Origin of the sequence: Chloracidobacterium thermophilum B (genome assembly GCF_000226295.1) — a bacterium.
GTDB lineage: Bacteria > Acidobacteriota > Blastocatellia > Chloracidobacteriales > Chloracidobacteriaceae > Chloracidobacterium > Chloracidobacterium thermophilum.
In genome coordinates this window covers 1,643,961-1,663,841 of sequence record NC_016024.1, presented here as the reverse complement: position 1 = coordinate 1,663,841, position 19,881 = coordinate 1,643,961, and the positions used below count along the sequence as shown (strand labels likewise).

Genomic DNA, 19,881 nt, shown 5'->3' with positions numbered 1-19,881 from the left:
TTGGAGCTGCGCGGCGTTGTTGTCCGGGCTGGCCAAGTCCAGGCCGGTCAGGGTTGAAGCACGTGGCCACAAGCCGTACAGGTGCGGGCACGCTCATCAGCCCAGAACGCATCGAACAGCGGCTTGAGTTGGGTTGTGAGATCGGTGACGTGAAGGGCGACTTCGTGCAACCGATGCCCGCAGCGATCGCAGTACCATTCAAACCGGTCCTGTTCGTCGGGGCGTCGGATTCGCTCGATGACCAACCCCAGGGTGTTCGGGCCGCGCTGGGGGGAATGCGGCACCAGGGGCGGAAGCAAGAAGATTTCACCTTCGCGGATGGGCAAATCCCGGAACTCCCCGTTTTCAATCAGGCGCAGGGTCATGTCGCCTTCGAGTTGGTAGAAGAACTCTTCACCGGGATCAATGTGGTAGTCCTTGCGCTGGTTGGGGCCGCCCACGACTGTCACCATAAATTCCCGGTCTTTCCATATCTGCGCATTCCCCACCGGTGGGCGGAGAAGATGCCGGTGGTCTGCAATCCATTGGTGCAGATTGATTGTGGTCAGCATAACGTGCGCTCCACGGAAGGGGGCTCGTTCACGAAACTGAGGCCGCCGCATTCTATGTCGTTCCTGAGCGACATGAAAACCCTGGGATGAAGTGGGCAGAAGGAAACAGGTTTCATTGCCTTGAACTGCGTTTCCGTGCCATAGTCACGTCGTTTCTGCCGGCCCGTGCGATGCCGTCCGGCAGATGCTCCACTTTGCCAGGGGCTTCCCAGTCTGCTCTATGCGCCGTGTTTTCGATGATCTGCCGGTGAATGTCGGTGGCCCACTGCCTGGTACGCTGTTCCTCATGGCAGCAACGACCGTGGTGGTCATTGTGCGGGCGCTCGTGCCGGTGCCGTTTTTCTTTTTGCCGGAAGCAGTTCTCCAGGGTGCGGTCTGGCAGTTTTTCACGGCGACGATTACCCCGCTGACGCCGTTCGGGTGGTTGATCGGGCTGCTTGTGCTTTACCTTTTCGGCAACGTTGTGGAGCGCATGCTCGGCACGGGGCGGTTTTTGGCGCTGTGCTTCCTGGGCGGGGCGGCCGCCTACCTGGGCACCTTTCTGATGGCGCTGGTGGTACGCCAGTTCCTGCCTTCGCCGGTTCCCTCGTTTGTTTTTGCCGCGAGTTCCGCCACGCTGTTTTCCCTGATGGTGGGCGTCTTTGCTGCGCGCCTGTGGAACACCCCGACGTTTTTCAATTTCGTGTTGTTGCGCGGGCGCACGATTTTCTATGTTTCAGCGGCGATAGACATCGTCTTTCTGCTGTATGGCTACCCGGATTCCGTTTCAGCCCTGTGGGCCCTGGGGATTGGTTTTCTGACCATCCGGGGCGGTGAGGTGGCGCCACTGCGGGCGACTTGGGAGTGGGTGACGGGACCCTGGCGGCGCTGGCGTATCCGGCGCAAGTACAAGAACTTCCGCGTCGTCGAGGCCGAAATGCAGCGCATGTGGGACGAACTCGAAGAGCGTATGAACCGTGAAGACCGGGGGGCGCGGCGTCCAGGGGGACACCCATGAGGCAAGTGGACCAAATGGTTTTCTGCGGCAGCCGGTACAGTTTCCGGTAGCGCTGTGGAAAAGAAAAAGCCGTGAGGAGGAACGGATTGGAATGAAACGGGTTTTGGCTGCCGACGACGACATCGGGATTCGGGCCGTCATCAAGAGCACGCTGGGGCGTGAATTCGACGTGGTGACGGTGGAAAACGGGCGGTTGGCGCTCGAAATGCTGGAGCGCGATCCCCAGTTTGCCTGCCTTCTGCTTGACCTCGACATGCCTGAAATGGATGGCAGTGAGACCTATCGCCGGCTGCGGCAGATACCGGCACTGTCTGATTTGCCAGTCATTATTCTCACCGGAAACACGAGCGTGAAAACTGAAGTGGATGCTTTGCAGGCTGGCGTCGTCACCTACTTCCGCAAGCCCTTTTCGCCGTCGCAGCTTCTTTCGATTGTTAAGGCGGCGACCCGCAATCGTCCATAACGTCTGTTTCCGCTCCACGTGACAGAACCACGTTCCATGACAGACCTTACCAAGCTTCTGCGTGAAAAGTATGAGCCGGTCATCGGGTTGGAAATTCACGCGCAATTGAAGACCCGTACAAAAATTTTTTGTCCCTGCCCGACTGACTTTGGGGCGGAACCGAATGCCAACACCTGTCCGGTGTGTTTGGGGCTGCCCGGAGCACTTCCGGTGCTCAATCAGTTGGTGGTGGAAAAGGCTGCGTTGGCTGCGTTTGCCCTCAATTTACACATCAACGAAACTTCGGTTTTTGCGCGAAAAAATTACTTCTACCCGGACCTGCCCAAGGGCTATCAGATTTCCCAGTACGACCAGCCCTTTTCAGTTTCCGGGTACGTGGAAATCCCGACCAGTGAACGGGATGAAACCGGCCGCCCAGTGGAATGGCGCCTGAAGACGTTTCGCATCCAGCGGATGCACATCGAGGAAGACGCTGGCAAAAGCCTTCACGAAGGGATGCCGGATTCGGATACCTCATCTTATGTGAACCTCAACCGGAGCGGTGTGCCACTGGTGGAGATTGTCAGCGAGCCGGATTTCCGCAGCAGTTGGGAAGCCTACGACTATGTGCAGTACCTGCGGCGCGCCCTGCTGTATGTGGATGCCTGCGACGGCAACATGGAAGAAGGCAGCCTGCGCTGCGACGCCAATGTCTCCATCCGGCGGCGCGGCAGCACGACGTTCGGCACCCGTACGGAGACCAAAAACCTCAACTCGTTCCGGTTCATCCAGCGGGCGATTGACTACGAAATTGCCCGGCAGATACGGATTCTCGAAGAAGGTGGGCACATCGTGCAGGAAACGCGCCTGTGGAGCGAGCGCGAAGCCCGCACCTACACCATGCGGAGCAAGGAAGAGGCCCACGACTACCGCTACTTTCCCGAACCTGACTTGCCGCCGCTGGTCCTCACGGCCGAAACCATTGCGGCTTTGCGCAGTCGGATGCCGGAGCTTCCCGAACCCCGCCGCCGTCGCTTTGCAGAAAGCTACGGGTTGTCGTTTGAAGATTCCTCGTTGATGACGACGACCCGCGAAATGGCCGATTTCTTTGAAGCCTGTGTCGAAGCCAGCGGCAACGCCCGCGCGGCTTTCAACTGGATTGCCAACGAATTGCTGGCACGCATCCCGGCTGAAAAACTTTCTCTGGAAACTTCACCGATTGCCCCGACGGCGCTGGCGGAACTCATCGGCCTGATTGCCGACGGGACACTCAGCACCAAGCTGGCCAAGGAAGTCTTCGAGCGGATGTTGACCACCGGCAAAGCGGCCCGGGAGATTGTCCAGGAACTGGGTGGCGGGCAGGTGTCGGATGTCGGGCAGATTGAAGCCATTGCCGCCGAGGTCATCGCCGCCAACCCGAAGCAGGCGGCTGAATACCGGGGCGGAAAAACACCCTTGCTGGCGTTTTTCGTGGGGCAGGTGATGAAGGCCACAAAGGGCAAAGCCAATCCCCAGGTGGTCAACGAAGTGCTCAAACGCCTGCTCGACACTCCATGACCACGCTGGCCCGCGCGCTTTGCCCTTCACCCAGGGAGCGGGGAAAACCGGTGGAGCAGGCTCCCCGGCGGCCTTTCGGGCTTGGCTGCCTACGGCACAACAAACTGCACTTCCATCCCCCGGCGGGCTTCAAGGACGCGCGCCGCCGGAACCTTCAGGGCCGCGATTTCAAGGTAGCCGGTGCTCGAAAAAAGGGCGAACAACTCATTGGGCTGGGCCTCGGCGTAGTGGGTGACGAACTTCGTCACCTCGCGGCTCTTGGCCGGGTCCTGCGGGTGGATGACGAGAAACCGGCCGCCAGCGCGCAGGGCGGCCAACTGAATGTGCTCTTTGGTGAAGTTGGTAAAGCAGTTTCCAAAGCGGTCAATATGCAGAATGGCACCGCGCAGACGTTTCGGGTCGGAGACATCCGGGCGCGGCACGTCAAAACGCACGTAGTCCGTAATCGGCTCGCCCATTTTCCGGGGGTCCACGCCCTTGGCCAGATAGCCGGCAATGGGCGCAAAGACATCCCGCCCGTGAAAGGTTGGACACACCGGCTGGCGGAAGTAATAGTCAGCGGTGATATGGATGACCCGGTTGACCGTTTCCGTCTGGTAAACGTAACTGAACAGTCCGTTGTCGGGGCCGATGAAGTTGTAGTTGTCGGTCATCACCAGAATCGGCCGCCGCGCCGAGCCAACCGTCGGGTCCACAACGGCAACGTGCGTGGTAAACCGTGGGAAGTACGACATGGCGCTGTTGAGGACGAACGCTGCCGCGAAGACATCGTGTGGCGGAATGTCGTGGGAAATGTCCACGATGTCCACGTCCCGGTGGATGTCAAGAATGACGCCTTTCATGGCCGCGACGAAGTGGTCCATCGTGCCAAAGTCGGTCAGGAGCGTCACCAGATGGCGCTTGGACATGCGGGAAAGTCTCCAGAAATCAGATACAGATCATCGGCAGGACTGGCGATGGGGTCATTTGACGCAGTGTACAACATAGGCCGGGGGCAAGTTCCACCAGACCGGGAAGCGTTCGATGTGTTGGAAACGTGCCCGGAGCGCCCGGTGAACCTGTTGCCCCGGTGGGGTCGGCGCAGCGTGGACGTACTGAAACAGCGTGAACGTGCTTCCCGGCGGCAGCGCGTCCGCGACCACATCGAGAATCCGCGTTCGCTCGCGCGCTGGAAGCCACGACAGGGGCAGCCCACAGAAAATCGCCGCCGGCGGGTGGGGACGGTTTGCCAGATACCGTCCCAGGTTCGCGGCATCGTCACACACGACGCGGGCGCGGGGTAAGCGGCAGCGTAAAAAGCTGGCCAGTTCGGGATTGCGTTCAATAGCCAGCAGCTCGGCCCCGGGCGGCAGGGCTGCCAGAATGGATGCGGTAAACGCCCCTGTCCCAGGGCCCAACTCCACGACGAAGCGGGCGGTTCGCAAGTCAGTTTTGGAAAGCATACCCTGGGCCAGTTTCTCTGAGCTGGGGGCAAGGGCACCGGTATAGCGCGGATGCTTGACAAAGGACTTCCAGAAAATGGCCGTCGTACTCTTCATTGGGGGACGAATGAGACTGAGCAGCGGGATAACGTGTCTGGTGTGATGCAGATATAGCGCAACCCCCGGACTGGAAACAAACATCTTTTTGGGCTGTAAACAGCCTGCGCCGAAGCCAAATCGTCGTCAGCACGCTGCCGGCGCGCCGGACGAAAAAGTTGATTCCAGCCGCGTGTGCTTTCTATGGAACGTGGACAGGTTCGCACGTGTAAGCTGTGCGGGTTGTGTGTAAGGTTTGCGGATGAGATTGGGATGCGACGGTGACGGCAAAACAGGGATGACTCGTGCCGACGGCATCCCAAAAGACGGTTTGTGGAGGAAAAACATGCCTGGTTTTCAGCGGTGGACGCTTGTCTGCTTCTGTGCTCTGTGGAGTTACTTTTTCGTTGTTGCCCTGACCCCGCCACCGGTACGCTCGGCTGCCGGGCGGCTTCCATCCGGGCAGACGCCGAATCCGGGAGCACCGGCCAAGCCGGATGCAGAAAAAGCCCGGGAAAACAGCAAACCGGGTGAGAACGGCAAAAGCGGTGGGAAGAAGCGCAGCGACAACCCGGACGAGGCTGCCCGCGACAAGACACCCAAGCCCGAAAAACCCAAAGCTGTCAAGCTCAACAAACCTGAAACCTGGGATGGCGAAACTGTTGCTGAAATTGTCATCTATGCCTACGGCAGCCGGCCGGTCATAGACTATGTGTTCACGAATGCGCGGCTTGAAGGCGTCATCAAAATTGCCACCGACGACAACCGTCCGCCGATTGAAGGCAAAATCGTGGAACACATCCTGCGCCGTGAGACTTCTGACCGCAACTGTGTCCGTATCGAGGTGGAACTTCCCAGCCCACAGGGCGATGAACCGCAGCAACTGGTGTTTGGATTCAACGGCTACACCAACTGGGCGGCACAAAACCGCCAGTCCATCACCCTGACCCCGGAAGCCCAGGCGACCTTTCTGGCCTCGCTCAAGCACGATTACTTTGCGCTTTTGCGCTACAAGGAAGACGGAACGACGGTGACGCGCGTTCCCGGCGAGCGCATCATGGGCATTGATACGATTGGCCTGGAACTGACCCATCGCGACGGCACCAAGACGAAATACTTCATCAGCAGCCAGACCTACCGTATCCTGCACCTCGAATATGAAGTGCAGCCCACGCCGGGCGACAAGCCGCTGCGGTTTCGGGAGTCGTTTTATGATTTTCGCCCGGTACAGAACCTGCTCGTGCCCATGCGCAAGGAACTGTATGAAAACGGCAAGTTCAAGCAGCGGATTGAGTTCCGGGATGTCCGGTTCCGGCTGGCCAAGCTCGATGAAGACATTTTTCTCCGTCTGTAGGCGCGGGGCATCCGGCTGGTGGCGCGGCTGGCAAAACAAGCGCACCGGATTTGCGGCGGCCGGCCTGGGCGTTGCCGGGCAGACTGTAACCGCCCTGGCCCCACAGGGCTTTGTCTGCCTGGCCGGAGAGTTGTGGGCCGCCCGCTCTCCATTTCCTGTTGCGCGTGGGGAAGCGGTGCAGGTGGTCGGAAGCGAAGGCGTCTGGCTGATTGTGCGTCCGCTGACCGTCAAGGCTGGTTCGCCAGCGGGCAGACAGGAAGGGAGTGCGGGCACGGCGCTGGCCGGGCAACGCCATTTCCCCGGTGACGCCCCCGCGCCGGTCTGACATCCAACCTCTCCGCCGCCCGGAACATGGCTATGAACGCTTTGCTTGATGGACTCAACCCCGAACAACGCGCCGCCGTCACCACGACGGACGGCCCCCTGCTCGTCATTGCCGGCGCCGGTTCCGGGAAAACCCGGGTCATCGTTCACCGCATCGCCTACCTGCTTGACCAGGGGCTGGCGCGGCCCGAACAGATTCTGGCCGTGACCTTCACCAACAAGGCCGCGCTCGAAATGAAAACGCGCGTCCACCAGCTTCTGCCGCCTTCCCGCCGCTACGGAGAACTGCTCGTGGCGACGTTTCACAGCTTTTGTGTCCGCGTCCTGCGCCGCCATCTCGACCGCTTTGGCGGAAGCTACACCCGCGATTTCACCATTTACGACACCGACGACCAGGGGCGGCTCATCAAGGCCTGTCTGAAGGAACTCCAGATTGACGAAAAGCAGTTTCCGCCCCGGATGATTCAGTACGCCATCAGCCGCGCCAAAAATCAGGGCGAGACGCCGGAGACCCTGGCCCCGGCATCCGATCCGAAGCGGGACGCCATCCTCAAAACCTTCCGGCTGTATGAAATGCGCCTGGCGGCAGCCAATGCGCTCGACTTTGACGACCTGTTGCTGATGACGGTACGGCTCCTGCGGCAGTTCCCGGACGTGGCGGATGCCTACCAGAACCGTTTTCGCTACATCCTCATTGACGAGTACCAGGACACGAATCCCCCGCAGTTCAACCTGGTGCGGCTGCTGACGCAACGCCATCAGAATCTGTGCGTCGTGGGCGATCCCGACCAGTCCATTTACCGGTTTCGGGCAGCGGACATCCGTAACATTCTGGAGTTCGAGCGGCACTACCCACGGGCCAAAACCATTGTTCTGGCGCAGAACTACCGTTCGACGAAAGTCATTCTCCAGGCGGCCAATGCCGTCATCCGGCACAACCGCGCCCGCCGGGAAAAACAGCTTACGACGCAAAATCCGGTTGGTGAGCCGATTCGGGGTCTCATCGCCCCGACGGCCGAGGCCGAAGCCGACCTCGTTGTGGAAGCCTTGCTGCAGTGGCAGCGCCAGCGGTCGCACCTGCCGGAAGCCGAAACCCGTGCGGCCATCCTGTACCGGACGAATGCCCAGTCCCGGTTGTTTGAGGAAGCCTGTCGGCGGCGTGGCGTGCCCTACGTTCTGGTGGGTGGGTTTTCCTTTTACCAGCGGGCCGAAATCAAGGATGCCCTGGCCTACCTCCGGCTGCTGCTCAATCCGCATGACGACGCCGCTTTCGAGCGCATCATCAATGTGCCGGCGCGGGGCATCGGCAAGGCCACCCTGGAAATCATCACCGCCCGGGCCGCACGCGACGGGCTTTCACGCTGGACCGCCATGGAGCAGGTGCTGGCGGAAGGCGCACTGAATCCACGTGCGGCAACGGCGCTGGCCGGGTTTGCCGGTCTGATTCGTGACCTACAAGCCCGACTGGAAGGCTCTCCGCTGTCCACCCTGGTGTCGGCGGTCGTCAACCGCTCCGGCTACCTGGACATGCTGGCCCAGGAAGGCACGCTCGAAGCCGAAAGTCGTCGGCAGAACCTGGAAGAACTCGTCACGGCGGCGGCCGAAGCCGACGAACGGGGGGCTTCGCTGCGGGAGTTCCTGGACCAGGCCGCGCTGGTGTCCGACACCGATGACCTCGTGGACAACGCCCGCGTCACGCTCATGACGATTCACAGCGCCAAGGGGCTTGAGTTCCCGTTGGTCTTTGTCGTCGGTCTGGAAGAAGGGCTGTTTCCCCATGCGCGCGTTGTGGACGACGGGGAGGAACTCGAAGAAGAACGACGGCTTTTTTACGTCGCCATCACCCGCGCCAGGCATCAGCTCTATCTGACACAGGCGCAGCGCCGCCGGGTGTATGGCGAAGAACGGATCACCGACCCCTCCCGCTTTCTGGAAGAAGTCCCGGAACAGATCGTGCAGTTCGAGGCAGTGCCGTCCTCATCCGGCGGCGTTACCCAGTCGCCCCTGTCGTATGGCGCACCGTATGGCGCGCCGGCCAGCCCATCGGCGGCCAAACCGGCCGTGGAACTGCCACGAAGTCAGCCGGCAGCCAGTACGGCGGAGGGTTTCCGGCTGGGCGACCGGGTGGAGCACGCAACCTACGGCGCAGGGCAGGTCGTCCGGGTGGCCGACGGCAAGCTCGACATCGCTTTTCCGGGCAAGGGCATCAAGCGGTTTGTGGCGGCCGCCGCCCCCCTGACCAAGCTGCCCCGGCGCTGAGCGCGTTTCTGATGCCGGTGTCAATCCAGTGGCTGCGGCCTGATTGACGCCCCGGCAGGCTTCTCACTACATTCGCGGTGTTCCTGCCTCTGACCGCCTGCTGCCCAGGTGTAAATCCTTTGTGTGTCGTCTGTGACGATTGATGCTCAAGAAGAAAGTTGCCCGCCTACAGGTTGTTGACGCCACACCTGCGCCTGTCATGCGGCCGGAGAAGACGGAGACGCTGACCGCCCGGCGGCTGCGGAAATCCTACCGTGGGCGCGAAGTCGTTTCAGATGTCACCCTGCACATCGGGCGCGGGGAAGTCGTCGGGCTTTTGGGACCCAACGGGGCCGGCAAAACGACGACCTTTGCGATGATTGTCGGACTGGAAACACCGGATGCCGGCATCATTACCCTCGATGGCGAGGACATCACGGCGCTGCCGATGTACCGGCGCGCCCGCCGGGGGATTGGCTATCTGCCGCAGGAAGCTTCGATTTTTCGGAAACTGACCGTCGAAAACAACATTCTCGCCATCCTCGAAACGCTCAATCTGTCGGCCATGGAGCGCCAGACGCGCCTAGAGGCCCTGCTCGATGAACTCGACATCAAGCATGTCCGCCGCACGATGGGCTATGCCGTTTCAGGTGGCGAGCGCCGCCGGACGGAAATTGCCCGCTGTCTGGCCATTGAACCCAAATTCATCCTGCTCGATGAACCCTTTGCCGGGATTGATCCCAAGGCCGTGATTGAAATCCAGGGCATTGTAGCCCGCTTGCGGGAAAAGGGGATCGGTGTTCTGATTACCGACCACAACGTACGGGAAACACTGGCCATCACCGATCGCGCCTACATCATCAGTGAGGGGCGCATCTTTCGGTCAGGCCGGCCAGAAGAGCTGACTTCCGACCAGGAAGTGCGGCAGGTCTATCTTGGAGAGAACTTTCGTCTTTAGGCTGGATGTCATTGGCCATGAACCTGCGTCCGCAACTTGCGCCCCGCACGGAACAGCGTCTTGGGTTGGTGCTGACGCCCCAGATGCGGCAACGCATCGAGATGCTCAGCATGACGCTGACCGACCTCGCCGAACTCACCATGCAGGAAATCGTGGAAAACCCGATTCTGGAAGAGGTGGACCCCCACGAGCCGGTGGAGGACATCACGCCGGTGGATGAGCTGGCGGCGGAAGTTGAAGGGGAGATAGGTGGGCTTCCGGGAGACGCCGGAGACGATGCGCCAGCACTGACCGGGGCCGAAACAGAGACGGCCGCCCCGGCGCTGGATGGGGAAGCCGTCTCACCGGCGGACGAAGAACCGACCGAAGCGCCTGATCCCTTTGCGGAAGTGGATTTCGGCGCAATGTTTGAGCATTACCTTGATCCCGGCTACCGTACGCTGGGCGAGTATGAAGAACGCGAAGAGCAGAACCTTGAAAACCGGCTGAGGCATCACCTGACCCTGCAGGAACACCTGCAGGCCCAGATTGCCTTGTTACCCTTGGATGAGGCCACGCGAGCCGCAGCCGAAGCCATTGCCGCCAGTCTGGACGAGCGCGGTTTTCTGGCCGATTCCTGCAAGGAAATTGCAATGATTGGCGGCTGGCCGCTCGAAGTGGTGGAAACAGCGCGCCAGGTGGTACAGCGGCTTGACCCGGTTGGCTGCGCTTCCCGTGATGTGCGTGAGTGCTTCGTCGTCCAGCTCGAACAGCAGGGCCATGGCGACCGGCTGGCCGTACAGTTGGTGCGCGATCACCTCGACCGGCTCGTGCCGTTTCGCTGGCCGGAACTCGCCAAAACGCTGGGCGTCGGCTGTGAGGTCATTGCCGGGGAAGTCGCGCTCATCCGCCAGCTCGATCCCTTTCCCGGCCGGCGGTTTGCCCGCATTGGCGACGGACTGCTTCAGGGAGCGCAACTGGTTCAGCCGGAGTTGTTCATCGAGAAGCTGGGAAATGACTACATCATCCGCTTCAATGACGACGGGCTGCCACAGTTGCGCATCAATGCCAAATACCGCCGCATTCTGGAAAACCCAAACGCTTCGCGTGAAGAACGTGAATTTATCCGCGACCGTTTGCGGGCGGCCGTTGATCTGATCCGCAACATTGACTACCGCCGCCGGACGATCTACCGGATTTGCGAGGCCATCATCGAGTGCCAGCGGGACTTTCTCGACCACGGCCCGGCCCACATCAAGCCCATGATGCTCAAGGATATTGCCGAGCGGGTTGGGATCCATCTGTCAACGGTCAGCCGGGTGGTCAACGGCAAGTATGTGCAGACGCCGCTGGGCATCATTGAACTGCGGCGCTTCTTTACTGAAGGACTGCCCAACGACAATGGCGAAGTGGTCTCGACCGACATCATCAAGATGAAAATCAAAAAGCTCATTGCCGAGGAAGACCCGCGTGAGCCGCTCACCGATGATCAGATTGCCCGCCTGCTGGCCCGGGAAGGGCAGCGTCTTTCGCGGCGAACAGTGGCGAAATATCGGGAACAGATGCATATTCCTGGCTCGCGTGAGCGCCGCCTGGTCACGGGCTAGCGTGACCGCCATCCCGACTGCTGGAATTTCCATCCCATGAAGCTTTCACCTTCTCCGACGCCTGACCGCCTGCTGCAAGCTGTGGCGGCCGGGGATAGCGTGCGTGTCGTGGCGGCCACGACCACTCACCTTGTGCAGGAAGCCTGCCGGCGGCACAAGTCCTGGAAAACGGCTACCGTGGCCTTGGGACGAACGCTGACCGGGGCGGCACTGCTGGCCAGTTCACTCAAAACCAGTGAACGGGTGACGATCCACATCGAAGGGCGCGGTCCTCTGGGCACGATCACGGCGGAAGCCAATGCGCAGGGGGAAGTCCGTGGCTACGTGCAGCATCCCCAGACCGATGTTCCGCTGCGTCCCGATGGCAAGCTGAACATTGGCGCGGCTGTGGGCAAGGGCGTGCTGCACGTCATCCGGGAAGGCGGTTTCGAGATTGGCCTGATGGAAGCCTACCGTGGCTCGGTTCCCCTGGTGTCGGGCGAGATTGCTGAAGATTTGACCTATTACCTGTCCAGCTCCGAGCAGATTCCCTCCGCAATGAGCTTGGGGGTGTATATGGAAGCCGGAGACGGCGTGGTAGGCGCGGCGGGTGGTTTTCTGGTGCAGGTGCTGCCAGGCGCTGATGAGTCCACAGTGGCTCACCTGGAGCGCACTGTGGCGGCAGCGCCGCCGATTACCGAGATGGTCAGGGCCGGGGCGACGCCGGAAGACCTCATCCGGGAGGCGCTTGGCGAGCTGGACTGGCGGCCGCTGGCGGAACGGCCGCTGAAGTTTGTCTGTGCCTGCTCGCTGGAGCGGACGGAGCGCCTGCTCGTGGCGCTTGGAGTGGAAGAAATGCAGTCCCTGCTGGCCGAACAGGGACAGGCCGAACTGATCTGCCACTACTGCAATGCCGTGTATCGGCTCTCGGCCGATGACCTGCAGCGGCTTATTGCGCTCGAAACAGCCGGATAGCACCGGTCTGCCAGAGGGTTTGGAGACAATTGCAGTCGAATCTCACGCGAAGCCGTGGAGCATGGGCCGTGGAGAATCGCGGCTCTGCGTGAGGCAGATCGGTTGGTGATTGCTTTCCACTCGTCCCTTTGGGTATGCAATCCGAATCATCAATCCAAACGCGCGTCGTCACCATCTGGTGATAGCTCACTTCTGTTGCCCATGTCATATCGTCTCCTGCTGGTACGCTGTCTGGTCGCCAGCCTGGTTGTGATCCCCTGGTTGCACCTTGGGGCGCTGGCGCAGTCCACCCGTCGGAAACCGGAAACCAAGCCGGCCGCACCTCCGGCCCCGGACACGAAAAAAGAAACGTCTCCACTGAACGAAGCCGCGCTGGCCGGGCTGAAGTTCCGCGCGCTCGGCCCGGCAGTGGCCTCCGGGCGCATTGCTGCGCTGGCCGTTGACCCGCGTAACCGCCGCCGCTACTTCGCTGCTGTGGCTTCAGGCGGTGTCTGGAAAACCACTAACGCCGGTGTGACCTGGACGCCGGTCTTCGACAGCCAGCCCTCCTTTTCCATCGGCGCTGTCACCATGGACCCGAAACATCCCTTCCGCATCTGGGTCGGTACAGGTGAAAACAACTCGCAGCGCAGCGTGAGTTACGGCGACGGTGTGTATCGTTCGGACGACGACGGCCGCACCTGGCGCAACATGGGGCTGAAGGACTCCGAGCACATTGCCTGTATTCTCGTTGACCCACGGGATTCCGAAACGGTCTATGTGGCGGCACAGGGGCCGCTCTGGCGGTCAGGCGGCGACCGTGGGCTGTACAAAACCACCGACGGCGGACAGACCTGGCAGCGCATTCTGGACATCAGCCCCGACACCGGCGTCACCGAAGTGGTCATGGACCCGCGCAACCCGGACGTGATGCTGGCCGCGGCATATCAGCGGCGGCGGCACGTCTGGACGCTCATTGATGGCGGGCCCGAAAGCGCCATCTACAAAACGACGGACGGCGGCAAAACCTGGCGCAAAGTCACGGCTGGTTTGCCAACGGCGGACCTGGGCCGGATTGGTCTGGCCATCTCGCCGGCCAACCCGGATGTCATCTATGCCTGTGTCGAAGCCGCCGACGGCAAAGGCGGCATTTTCCGTTCGCTCGATGGCGGCGAAACCTGGGAACGGCGCAACCCCTTCGACCAGACGGCGATGTATTTCAGCACGATTGTCGCCGATCCGCGCCAGGTCGAGCGGGTGTACGTCCTCAACGTGTTTCTCATGGTTTCCAATGACGGGGGCAAGACCCTGACGCCGATGCCGGGGATGCGGCACGTCCATGTGGATCACCATGCGCTGTGGATTGACCCGGCTGACCCGGATTACTACCTCGTGGGCTGTGATGGCGGCGTCTATGAGAGCTTTGACCGTGGGCAGTCCTGGCAGTTCAAAGCCAACCTGCCGGTGACGCAGTTTTATGACGTGACGGTGGATAACAGCGAGCCGTTCTACTTCATCTATGGGGGGACACAGGACAACAACACCCTTGGCGGCCCGTCGCGGACGCGCCATGCCCACGGGATCACCAATGCCGACTGGTTTGTGACCGTCGGCGGGGACGGCTTCCACGTGCGCGTGGACCCAACCGATCCGAACATCGTCTATTGCGAGTACCAGTACGGCAATCTGTTTCGTTTCGACCGCCGCACCGGCGAGCGCGTCGGGATTCAGCCCAAAATCGGCCCCAATGAACCGCCGTTGCGCTGGAACTGGGATTCACCGTTTATCATCAGTCCGCATGATCCCAAGCGATTGTACTTTGCCGCCAACCGGCTCTTTCGCAGTGATGACCGGGGAAATAGCTGGCGGGCTGTCAGTGGCGACCTGACCCGTCAGCTCGACCGTGACAAACTGAAGGTCTTCGGCAAGGTCTGGGGGCCCGACGCCGTAGCCAAACACGCCTCGACTTCCTTCTACGGCAACATCACGACCATTGCCGAGTCGCCCATGCGGGAAAACCTGCTGTTTGTCGGAACCGACGACGGTCTGGTGCAGATTTCCGAAGATGGCGGCGCAAACTGGCGAAAGCTGGAAACCTTCCCCGGTGTGCCGGAGCAAACCTTCGTCAGCCGTATTGTCCCGTCCCGGCACGATGCCAATGTGGTGTATGTCGCCTTTGACAACCACAAAAACGGCGATTTCAGGCCCTACCTGCTCAAGTCATCTGATTTGGGGCGGACGTGGAGCGCCTGTGTGGGCAACCTCCCGGAGCGGGGTTCGGTCAAGTGTCTGGCTGAAGACCCGGTTAATCCTAATGTTTTGTTTGTCGGTACGGAGTTCGGGTTGTGGTTTACGCCCAACGGCGGTGGCCGCTGGGTGCAGCTCAAGGGGGGACTGCCGACCATCGCGGTGCGGGATATTGCCATTCAGACCCGCGAGCATGATCTGGTCATCGCCACATTCGGGCGCGGTTTTTATGTTCTGGATGATTACCGCGCGCTGCGTACGGTGACGGAAGACCTGCTGGCGCAGCCAGCGCAGACTTTTCCGGTGCGTGATGCCTGGTTGTATGTCGAGTCCGAACCGCTGGGGGGCGGAAAACGCGGTTTCCAGGGGGATGCGTTGTATGTGGCCGACAACCCGCCGTTTGGAGCCGTCCTGACCTACTACCTGAAGGAAGCTCCCAAAACGAAAAAACAGCGCCGCCAGGAAGCCGAAAAGAAAGGCGACGACGTGCCTTATCCAACCCGCGACGAACTGCGGGAGGAGGCGCAGGAAGAAGCGCCGATGACGTTTGCTGTGGTGACGGATGAGCAGGGGCAGGTTGTCCGGCGCATCACCGCGCCCCAGGAAGCCGGCTTCAACCGCGTGGCCTGGGACCTGCGCACGCCCGCGCCTCAACTTCCGCCTCCGCCACGGGAGGAGGAAAATCCCTTTGCCCGTCCGCCGGTCGGATGGTTCGTGCCGCCGGGGACATACACCATCACCCTGTATCAGCGCGCCGATGGTGTTACCAAACAGCTTGGCACACCCCAGACCTTCCGCGTACGTTTCCTCGATGAGCGGGCGGCCGAGGATGTCCGCGCCTTTGAGGATTTTCACCGGCGGCTGCTGACGGCGCAGCGCACGATGCACGGTGCACTGGAGACGGCACAGGAAGTCCAGAAGCGGCTCACGGCTGTCAAACAAGCCATTCTGGAGACGCCGGCAGCGGATGCCAGGCTGCTCGATGAGACGACGGCGCTGACCCGGCGACTCGATGCCCTGATGGTCCGCCTGCGCGGGGACCGTGTGCTTCAGGCGCGCAATGAAAATACACCGCCGGGGTTGGCCGAGCGGTTGTCGGAAATTGTGTCCGAACGCAGCGCGACGCTCACCCGTCCCACGCAAACCCACGAAGCCCAGTACGCCATCGTGGCCGAAGGACTGCGGCAGGCGCTGGGTGACTTACGCGCGCTGACCGATGATCTGGGGCGGATCGAGAAAACGCTGGAGTCGCTGGGCGCGCCCTACACGCCCGGCCGGTTTCCATCCTGGCCGGAACGATAGGGCACTGCGTCCGGCCATGACCTGGCCGGGTGGCTGGGCTATGCTGTGGCAGGTCGTCACCGCCACACTGCAAAGGAAACGAACCGCTATGGCACGCGCCAAAATCGTCGCCACGATTGGCCCGGCTTCCCGGTCCCCCGAAATTCTCCGCACCCTGCTGGTTGCCGGGATCAACGTGGCCCGCATCAACATGTCGCACGGCAACCATGAGGGACACGCCGAGGTCATCCGGTCACTCCGTCAGTTGGCGGCAGAACTACAACAGCCGCTCGCCATCCTGCTGGATTTGTGCGGTCCCAAAATCCGCACCGGACGGTTGATTGGTGGCGAGCCGGTCGTGCTGGTCACGGGCAACCGGATTGTGATTACGCCGGAGGATATTCCCGGCAATGCCGAACGTGTCAGTTGCAGCTACGGGGGCCTGGCTTACGATGCCAAGCCGGGTGATCGCATTCTGATTGATGACGGACTCATCGAGCTGAGTGTCACGGCCGTTCATGGCAGTGACGTGGAGTGCCTCATTCTCAACGGCGGGGTGCTGGGCGAGCGCAAGGGCATCAACCTGCCGAGCATCCCGACGTCGCTTCCCTCGATGACCGACAAGGACCGCGATGACCTGCGCTTTGGCATTGAGCAGGGCGTGGATTACGTGGCGCTGTCGTTCGTACGTTCGGCCGAGGACTGCCGGCAGTGCAAAAACTACATTGCCGCCCTTGGAGCCCAGACGCCGCTCATTGCCAAAATCGAGAAGCCCGAAGCCCTGAACCACCTCGATGAAATCCTCGACATCGTGGATGGGGTCATGGTGGCGCGGGGCGATCTGGGCGTTGAAGCCGAAACCGAGCGGGTGCCGATTTTTCAGAAAGAAATCATCCGGCACGCCAACCGCAAGGGGCGGATTGTCATCACGGCGACGCAGATGTTGCAGTCCATGGTGGACAATCCGCGCCCGACGCGCGCCGAAGCGTCGGATGTGGCGAATGCCATTCTGGATGGCACTGATGCCGTCATGCTGTCAGCCGAATCGGCGGCCGGGAAGTATCCGGTCGAAGCCGTACGCACGATGCGGCGCATTGTGGAGTACACTGAAGAGGCTTTTGCCGGGCAGCAGTCCTGGCGCGCCGGTTCCAACAAGTTCATGAACCTGCAGGGCAGTTCGTCCCTGCGCGCACTGTCGGAAGCGGCCGTTTTTGCGGCCGAAAATGTCGGCGCGCGGGTCATTGCCGTGTTCACCGAGGGGGGCAAGATGGCACGGGCGCTGGCGTTGCTGCGCCCGAAGCAACGGATTGCGGCCATTACGGCGGATGTCGGGGTCTATCAGCAGCTTTCGGCCGTGTGGGGGATTGAACCACTGCTGATGCCCAATCCGCCGGACATGAAGGACCTGTTTGCTGAAGGGGTGGGGCTGCTGCTGCGGTTGGGGTGGATTGAAGCCGGTGAACGCCTCGTAGTGCTGGCCGGCAAAATCAAGGGCCTGCCGGTCAACAACCTTGTCCATCTCCAGCGGGTCGGCGAATGAGTTTCAGGCGATGCCTTTCCGATATATGCTTGGTAACACCGCGTCCGGGTGATACTATCGCCTGCTTTACACCTGACTGGCGCCCGCGATGAGAAACCATTTCTGGGGGAAACTGCCATGAGCGTTCAGACACCTGTGCCGGAGTCGTCCGGTGGGGCTTCGCCCGTGCCGGCGATTGTCATTTCCGGTTTTCTGGGAAGTGGCAAAACGACGTTGCTGCTCGCCGTGCTGCACCACATGCGCCGCCTGGGACGTAAGGTGGCCGTGCTGATGAATGAGTTTGGCGACATCAGCATTGATGGTGAAATCCTGCGGGGCGAAGGCTTCAGCGTCATGGAGCTGAGCGACGGCTGTATCTGCTGCCAGATCGGGGAAGACTTTGTGCAGGCGTTTACCGAAGTCGCTACCCGGCAGCCGGAAGTGATTTTCGTCGAAGCCACGGGGCTGGCCGATCCGGTGGACCTGCTCGATCAGGCGACAGCGCCACACCTGCTCGACCGCGTGACGATTACCCGACTGGTGACAGTGGCCGACCCCAAAAACTTCACCCGTCTGTCAAAGGTGCTCAAGGCGATTGTCAAACGCCAGACCCAGTTTGCCGATGTCATTGTTATCGGCAAGGCCGATGAAGCTACGCCGGAGCAGATTGCTGACATCCGGCGGTATGTTGAAGAAAACAACCCGTACGCCCAGGTGTACCTTGCCACTCATGGCATCGTGGCCGGGGATGAGTCCTTCCAGTGGTTGCTGGCCGAGGTCGAGCCGGCCGAGCGCGAACGCCGCCGGGCGGCGATGCGGGAACAACTCGCTGCGCTCAACGAGCAGGAGTACAAGGCCCATACGGACTTTCACTCGATGTCGTGCCGGTTGCTGCGCCCACTGGTGCGGGAGCGTTTCGAGGAATTCATGCGGCAGCTTCCCCCGGACATTGTGCGCGCCAAGGGCTTCGTACGTTTCGAGGGCGAAGACGGGTTGTGGGTTATGATGTATGTCAATGGCGACCTCTACATTCGGCCTGTGACCCTGTCACCTTCACCCGAAGAACACCTTGTCTTCATTGGCGCCAGGCTTGACCATGCCCAGCTTGCCAGTGCCCTGGTGGCTTGCGAAGGGCGGCGGCGCGCCCTGGCGGTTCTATAAGCATACGTGGAGAACAACGCCCTTTTGTCCAGAGGAAAACCTGTTTTTTTGAGCGTCACGGATACCATTTACGACACTTTTATGCCTGGGAAATCACACAAATCGAAAACATCTCCGAAGTCAACTTCACCCTCCCTGGAAAAACTTCTGGAAAAGGGTGATGCCTACTTTGAAGAGGGGGAACTGGAGGAAGCCGAAGCTGCCTATGCCAAGGCTTTGGCCCTGGCTCCGCAATCACCGGAAGTGCTCATCCGGTTGGGGGCTCTGCTCCTCGAAACAGAACGCTATAACGAAGGCGTGGATTACCTGCGCCAAGTCGAGCGCCTGGCCCCGGACGACGTGCGTCCGCTTCACCTGCTCGGTGCGTTCTACGTTGAAGAAGGAGAGTTTGACCTGGCTGAAGAATACTTCAAGCGTGCGCTTAAGCTCGAACCAAACGAGGCCCTGAGCCATTACAACTATGGCAACTTCCTTTCGGAAATGGGGCGGTTTCCCGAAGCCGAAGTGGCTTACCGGCGGGCTATTGAACTGGGGCCGGAGGAGCCGCTGCACTACCTGGGGCTGGGCGGACTGCTGGCCGACCTCGAAAAATATGATGAAGCCCTCCGGCAGTTTCAGATGGCACTTGACCTTGACCCCCATGACCCGCGCATCTATCTCGACCTGGGGGATTTACTCATGGCGATGGAGCGGGTTGAGGAAGCCTTGAAGGCATACCGTGAATCTGTGCGGATTGATCCTCACAACGCTCTGGCGCGGTATGGTCTGGGAACGGCATTGCTGGCGCGCGGCGAAGCCGAAGCGGCTTCCCACGAGCTGAAGGATGCTATCGTGGATGGTCTGGAAGTGCCACTGACATTTGTCAAACTGGGCATCGCCCTCCGCATGGCCGGTCAACTGCAAGAATCCCGTGAGGCATTTCAGCAGGCGTACGATCTGCTTGAAGAGGAACGGTCACAGGGAGGCGAATCCAGTGACATGTGCTACGAGGAAATCATCACCCTGCTGGGGCTTGGACAATCCCAGCGGGCTTATGAGATTGTGGATGGTTTGCAGGGAGATGAACTGGACGCCCAGGCTGTGGCCGAACTCAGTGCTGACCTGCGGCGGCTGGCGACTCTGGGTGTCAGCGAAGCCGATGAGGTTTTACGCCGTCTGACCTTGCCACCGGGAGAGCTTATCCACTAAGGATTCCAGTCTTCATTAATCCATACCG

16 protein-coding genes are annotated in these 19,881 nt (G+C 60.9%); 13 read left to right on the top strand and 3 right to left on the bottom strand.

The annotated features are described in order from the left end of the window. Positions 1 to 47 precede the first annotated feature (47 nt). The gene (locus CABTHER_RS06870; protein ID WP_014099885.1) at positions 48 to 551 is read right to left on the bottom strand and encodes a 3-hydroxyanthranilate 3,4-dioxygenase; all 504 of its coding nucleotides are present in this window, start codon (positions 549 to 551) and stop codon (positions 48 to 50) included. Between the two features lie 286 nt (positions 552 to 837). Here CABTHER_RS06870 and CABTHER_RS06865 point away from each other — a divergent pair, with 286 nt between their 5' ends. The 3 genes from CABTHER_RS06865 to gatB all read left to right on the top strand — a co-directional run bounded on the left by CABTHER_RS06865 (position 838) and on the right by gatB (position 3,547). After that, positions 838 to 1,548 (top strand): rhomboid family intramembrane serine protease, encoded by a 711-nt coding sequence (locus CABTHER_RS06865; RefSeq protein ID WP_187288351.1) that lies wholly within the window; start codon positions 838 to 840, stop codon positions 1,546 to 1,548. Positions 1,549 to 1,639: 91 nt separating this feature from the next. Then, positions 1,640 to 2,011, top strand: coding sequence for a response regulator (locus CABTHER_RS06860; RefSeq protein ID WP_148263973.1), 372 nt, complete (start codon positions 1,640 to 1,642; stop codon positions 2,009 to 2,011). Positions 2,012 to 2,047: 36 nt separating this feature from the next. Continuing rightward, on the top strand, positions 2,048 to 3,547 hold the full coding sequence (gene gatB, locus CABTHER_RS06855) for an Asp-tRNA(Asn)/Glu-tRNA(Gln) amidotransferase subunit GatB (protein ID WP_014099882.1): 1,500 nt from the start codon (positions 2,048 to 2,050) through the stop codon (positions 3,545 to 3,547). Between the two features lie 89 nt (positions 3,548 to 3,636). Here gatB and CABTHER_RS06850 read toward each other — a convergent pair whose 3' ends face one another. Together CABTHER_RS06850 and CABTHER_RS06845 are read right to left on the bottom strand one after the other, a co-directional pair. Continuing rightward, the gene (locus tag CABTHER_RS06850) at positions 3,637 to 4,455 is read right to left on the bottom strand and encodes an SAM hydrolase/SAM-dependent halogenase family protein (RefSeq protein ID WP_014099881.1); all 819 of its coding nucleotides are present in this window, start codon (positions 4,453 to 4,455) and stop codon (positions 3,637 to 3,639) included. A gap of 54 nt (positions 4,456 to 4,509) precedes the next feature. Further along, positions 4,510 to 5,085 (bottom strand): class I SAM-dependent methyltransferase, encoded by a 576-nt coding sequence (locus CABTHER_RS06845; protein WP_014099880.1) that lies wholly within the window; start codon positions 5,083 to 5,085, stop codon positions 4,510 to 4,512. A 325-nt stretch (positions 5,086 to 5,410) separates the two neighbouring features. Here CABTHER_RS06845 and CABTHER_RS17230 point away from each other — a divergent pair, with 325 nt between their 5' ends. The 10 genes from CABTHER_RS17230 to CABTHER_RS06795 all read left to right on the top strand — a co-directional run bounded on the left by CABTHER_RS17230 (position 5,411) and on the right by CABTHER_RS06795 (position 19,853). Then, positions 5,411 to 6,418, top strand: a complete 1,008-nt coding sequence (locus CABTHER_RS17230; RefSeq protein ID WP_014099879.1) for a hypothetical protein — start codon at positions 5,411 to 5,413, stop codon at positions 6,416 to 6,418. Continuing rightward, entirely contained in the window at positions 6,393 to 6,743 is a 351-nt protein-coding gene (locus CABTHER_RS06835) for an NfeD family protein (RefSeq protein WP_014099878.1), read from the top strand. Before CABTHER_RS17230 ends, CABTHER_RS06835 begins: the two co-directional genes overlap by 26 nt. Before the next feature lie 32 nt (positions 6,744 to 6,775). Then, the gene (locus tag CABTHER_RS06830; protein ID WP_014099877.1) at positions 6,776 to 9,001 is read left to right on the top strand and encodes an ATP-dependent helicase; all 2,226 of its coding nucleotides are present in this window, start codon (positions 6,776 to 6,778) and stop codon (positions 8,999 to 9,001) included. A gap of 142 nt (positions 9,002 to 9,143) precedes the next feature. Next, positions 9,144 to 9,938, top strand: a complete 795-nt coding sequence (gene lptB, locus CABTHER_RS06825) for an LPS export ABC transporter ATP-binding protein (protein ID WP_014099876.1) — start codon at positions 9,144 to 9,146, stop codon at positions 9,936 to 9,938. 17 nt (positions 9,939 to 9,955) lie between these two features. After that, on the top strand, positions 9,956 to 11,524 hold the full coding sequence (gene rpoN, locus CABTHER_RS06820; protein ID WP_014099875.1) for an RNA polymerase factor sigma-54: 1,569 nt from the start codon (positions 9,956 to 9,958) through the stop codon (positions 11,522 to 11,524). A 36-nt stretch (positions 11,525 to 11,560) separates the two neighbouring features. After that, positions 11,561 to 12,478 carry an Hsp33 family molecular chaperone HslO gene (gene hslO, locus CABTHER_RS06815; protein ID WP_014099874.1) on the top strand — a complete coding sequence of 306 codons (918 nt, stop codon included), beginning with the start codon at positions 11,561 to 11,563 and terminating at the stop codon, positions 12,476 to 12,478. Between the two features lie 201 nt (positions 12,479 to 12,679). Further along, positions 12,680 to 16,006, top strand: coding sequence for a VPS10 domain-containing protein (locus tag CABTHER_RS06810; RefSeq protein ID WP_014099873.1), 3,327 nt, complete (start codon positions 12,680 to 12,682; stop codon positions 16,004 to 16,006). Between the two features lie 88 nt (positions 16,007 to 16,094). Continuing rightward, a complete protein-coding gene (pyk, locus tag CABTHER_RS06805) occupies positions 16,095 to 17,525 on the top strand; it encodes a pyruvate kinase (protein ID WP_014099872.1) in 1,431 nt (476 codons plus the stop codon). A gap of 117 nt (positions 17,526 to 17,642) precedes the next feature. Continuing rightward, positions 17,643 to 18,665 (top strand): CobW family GTP-binding protein, encoded by a 1,023-nt coding sequence (locus CABTHER_RS06800; RefSeq protein WP_014099871.1) that lies wholly within the window; start codon positions 17,643 to 17,645, stop codon positions 18,663 to 18,665. Positions 18,666 to 18,746: 81 nt separating this feature from the next. Then, positions 18,747 to 19,853 carry a tetratricopeptide repeat protein gene (locus CABTHER_RS06795; RefSeq protein WP_211431420.1) on the top strand — a complete coding sequence of 369 codons (1,107 nt, stop codon included), beginning with the start codon at positions 18,747 to 18,749 and terminating at the stop codon, positions 19,851 to 19,853. Positions 19,854 to 19,881 lie beyond the last annotated feature (28 nt).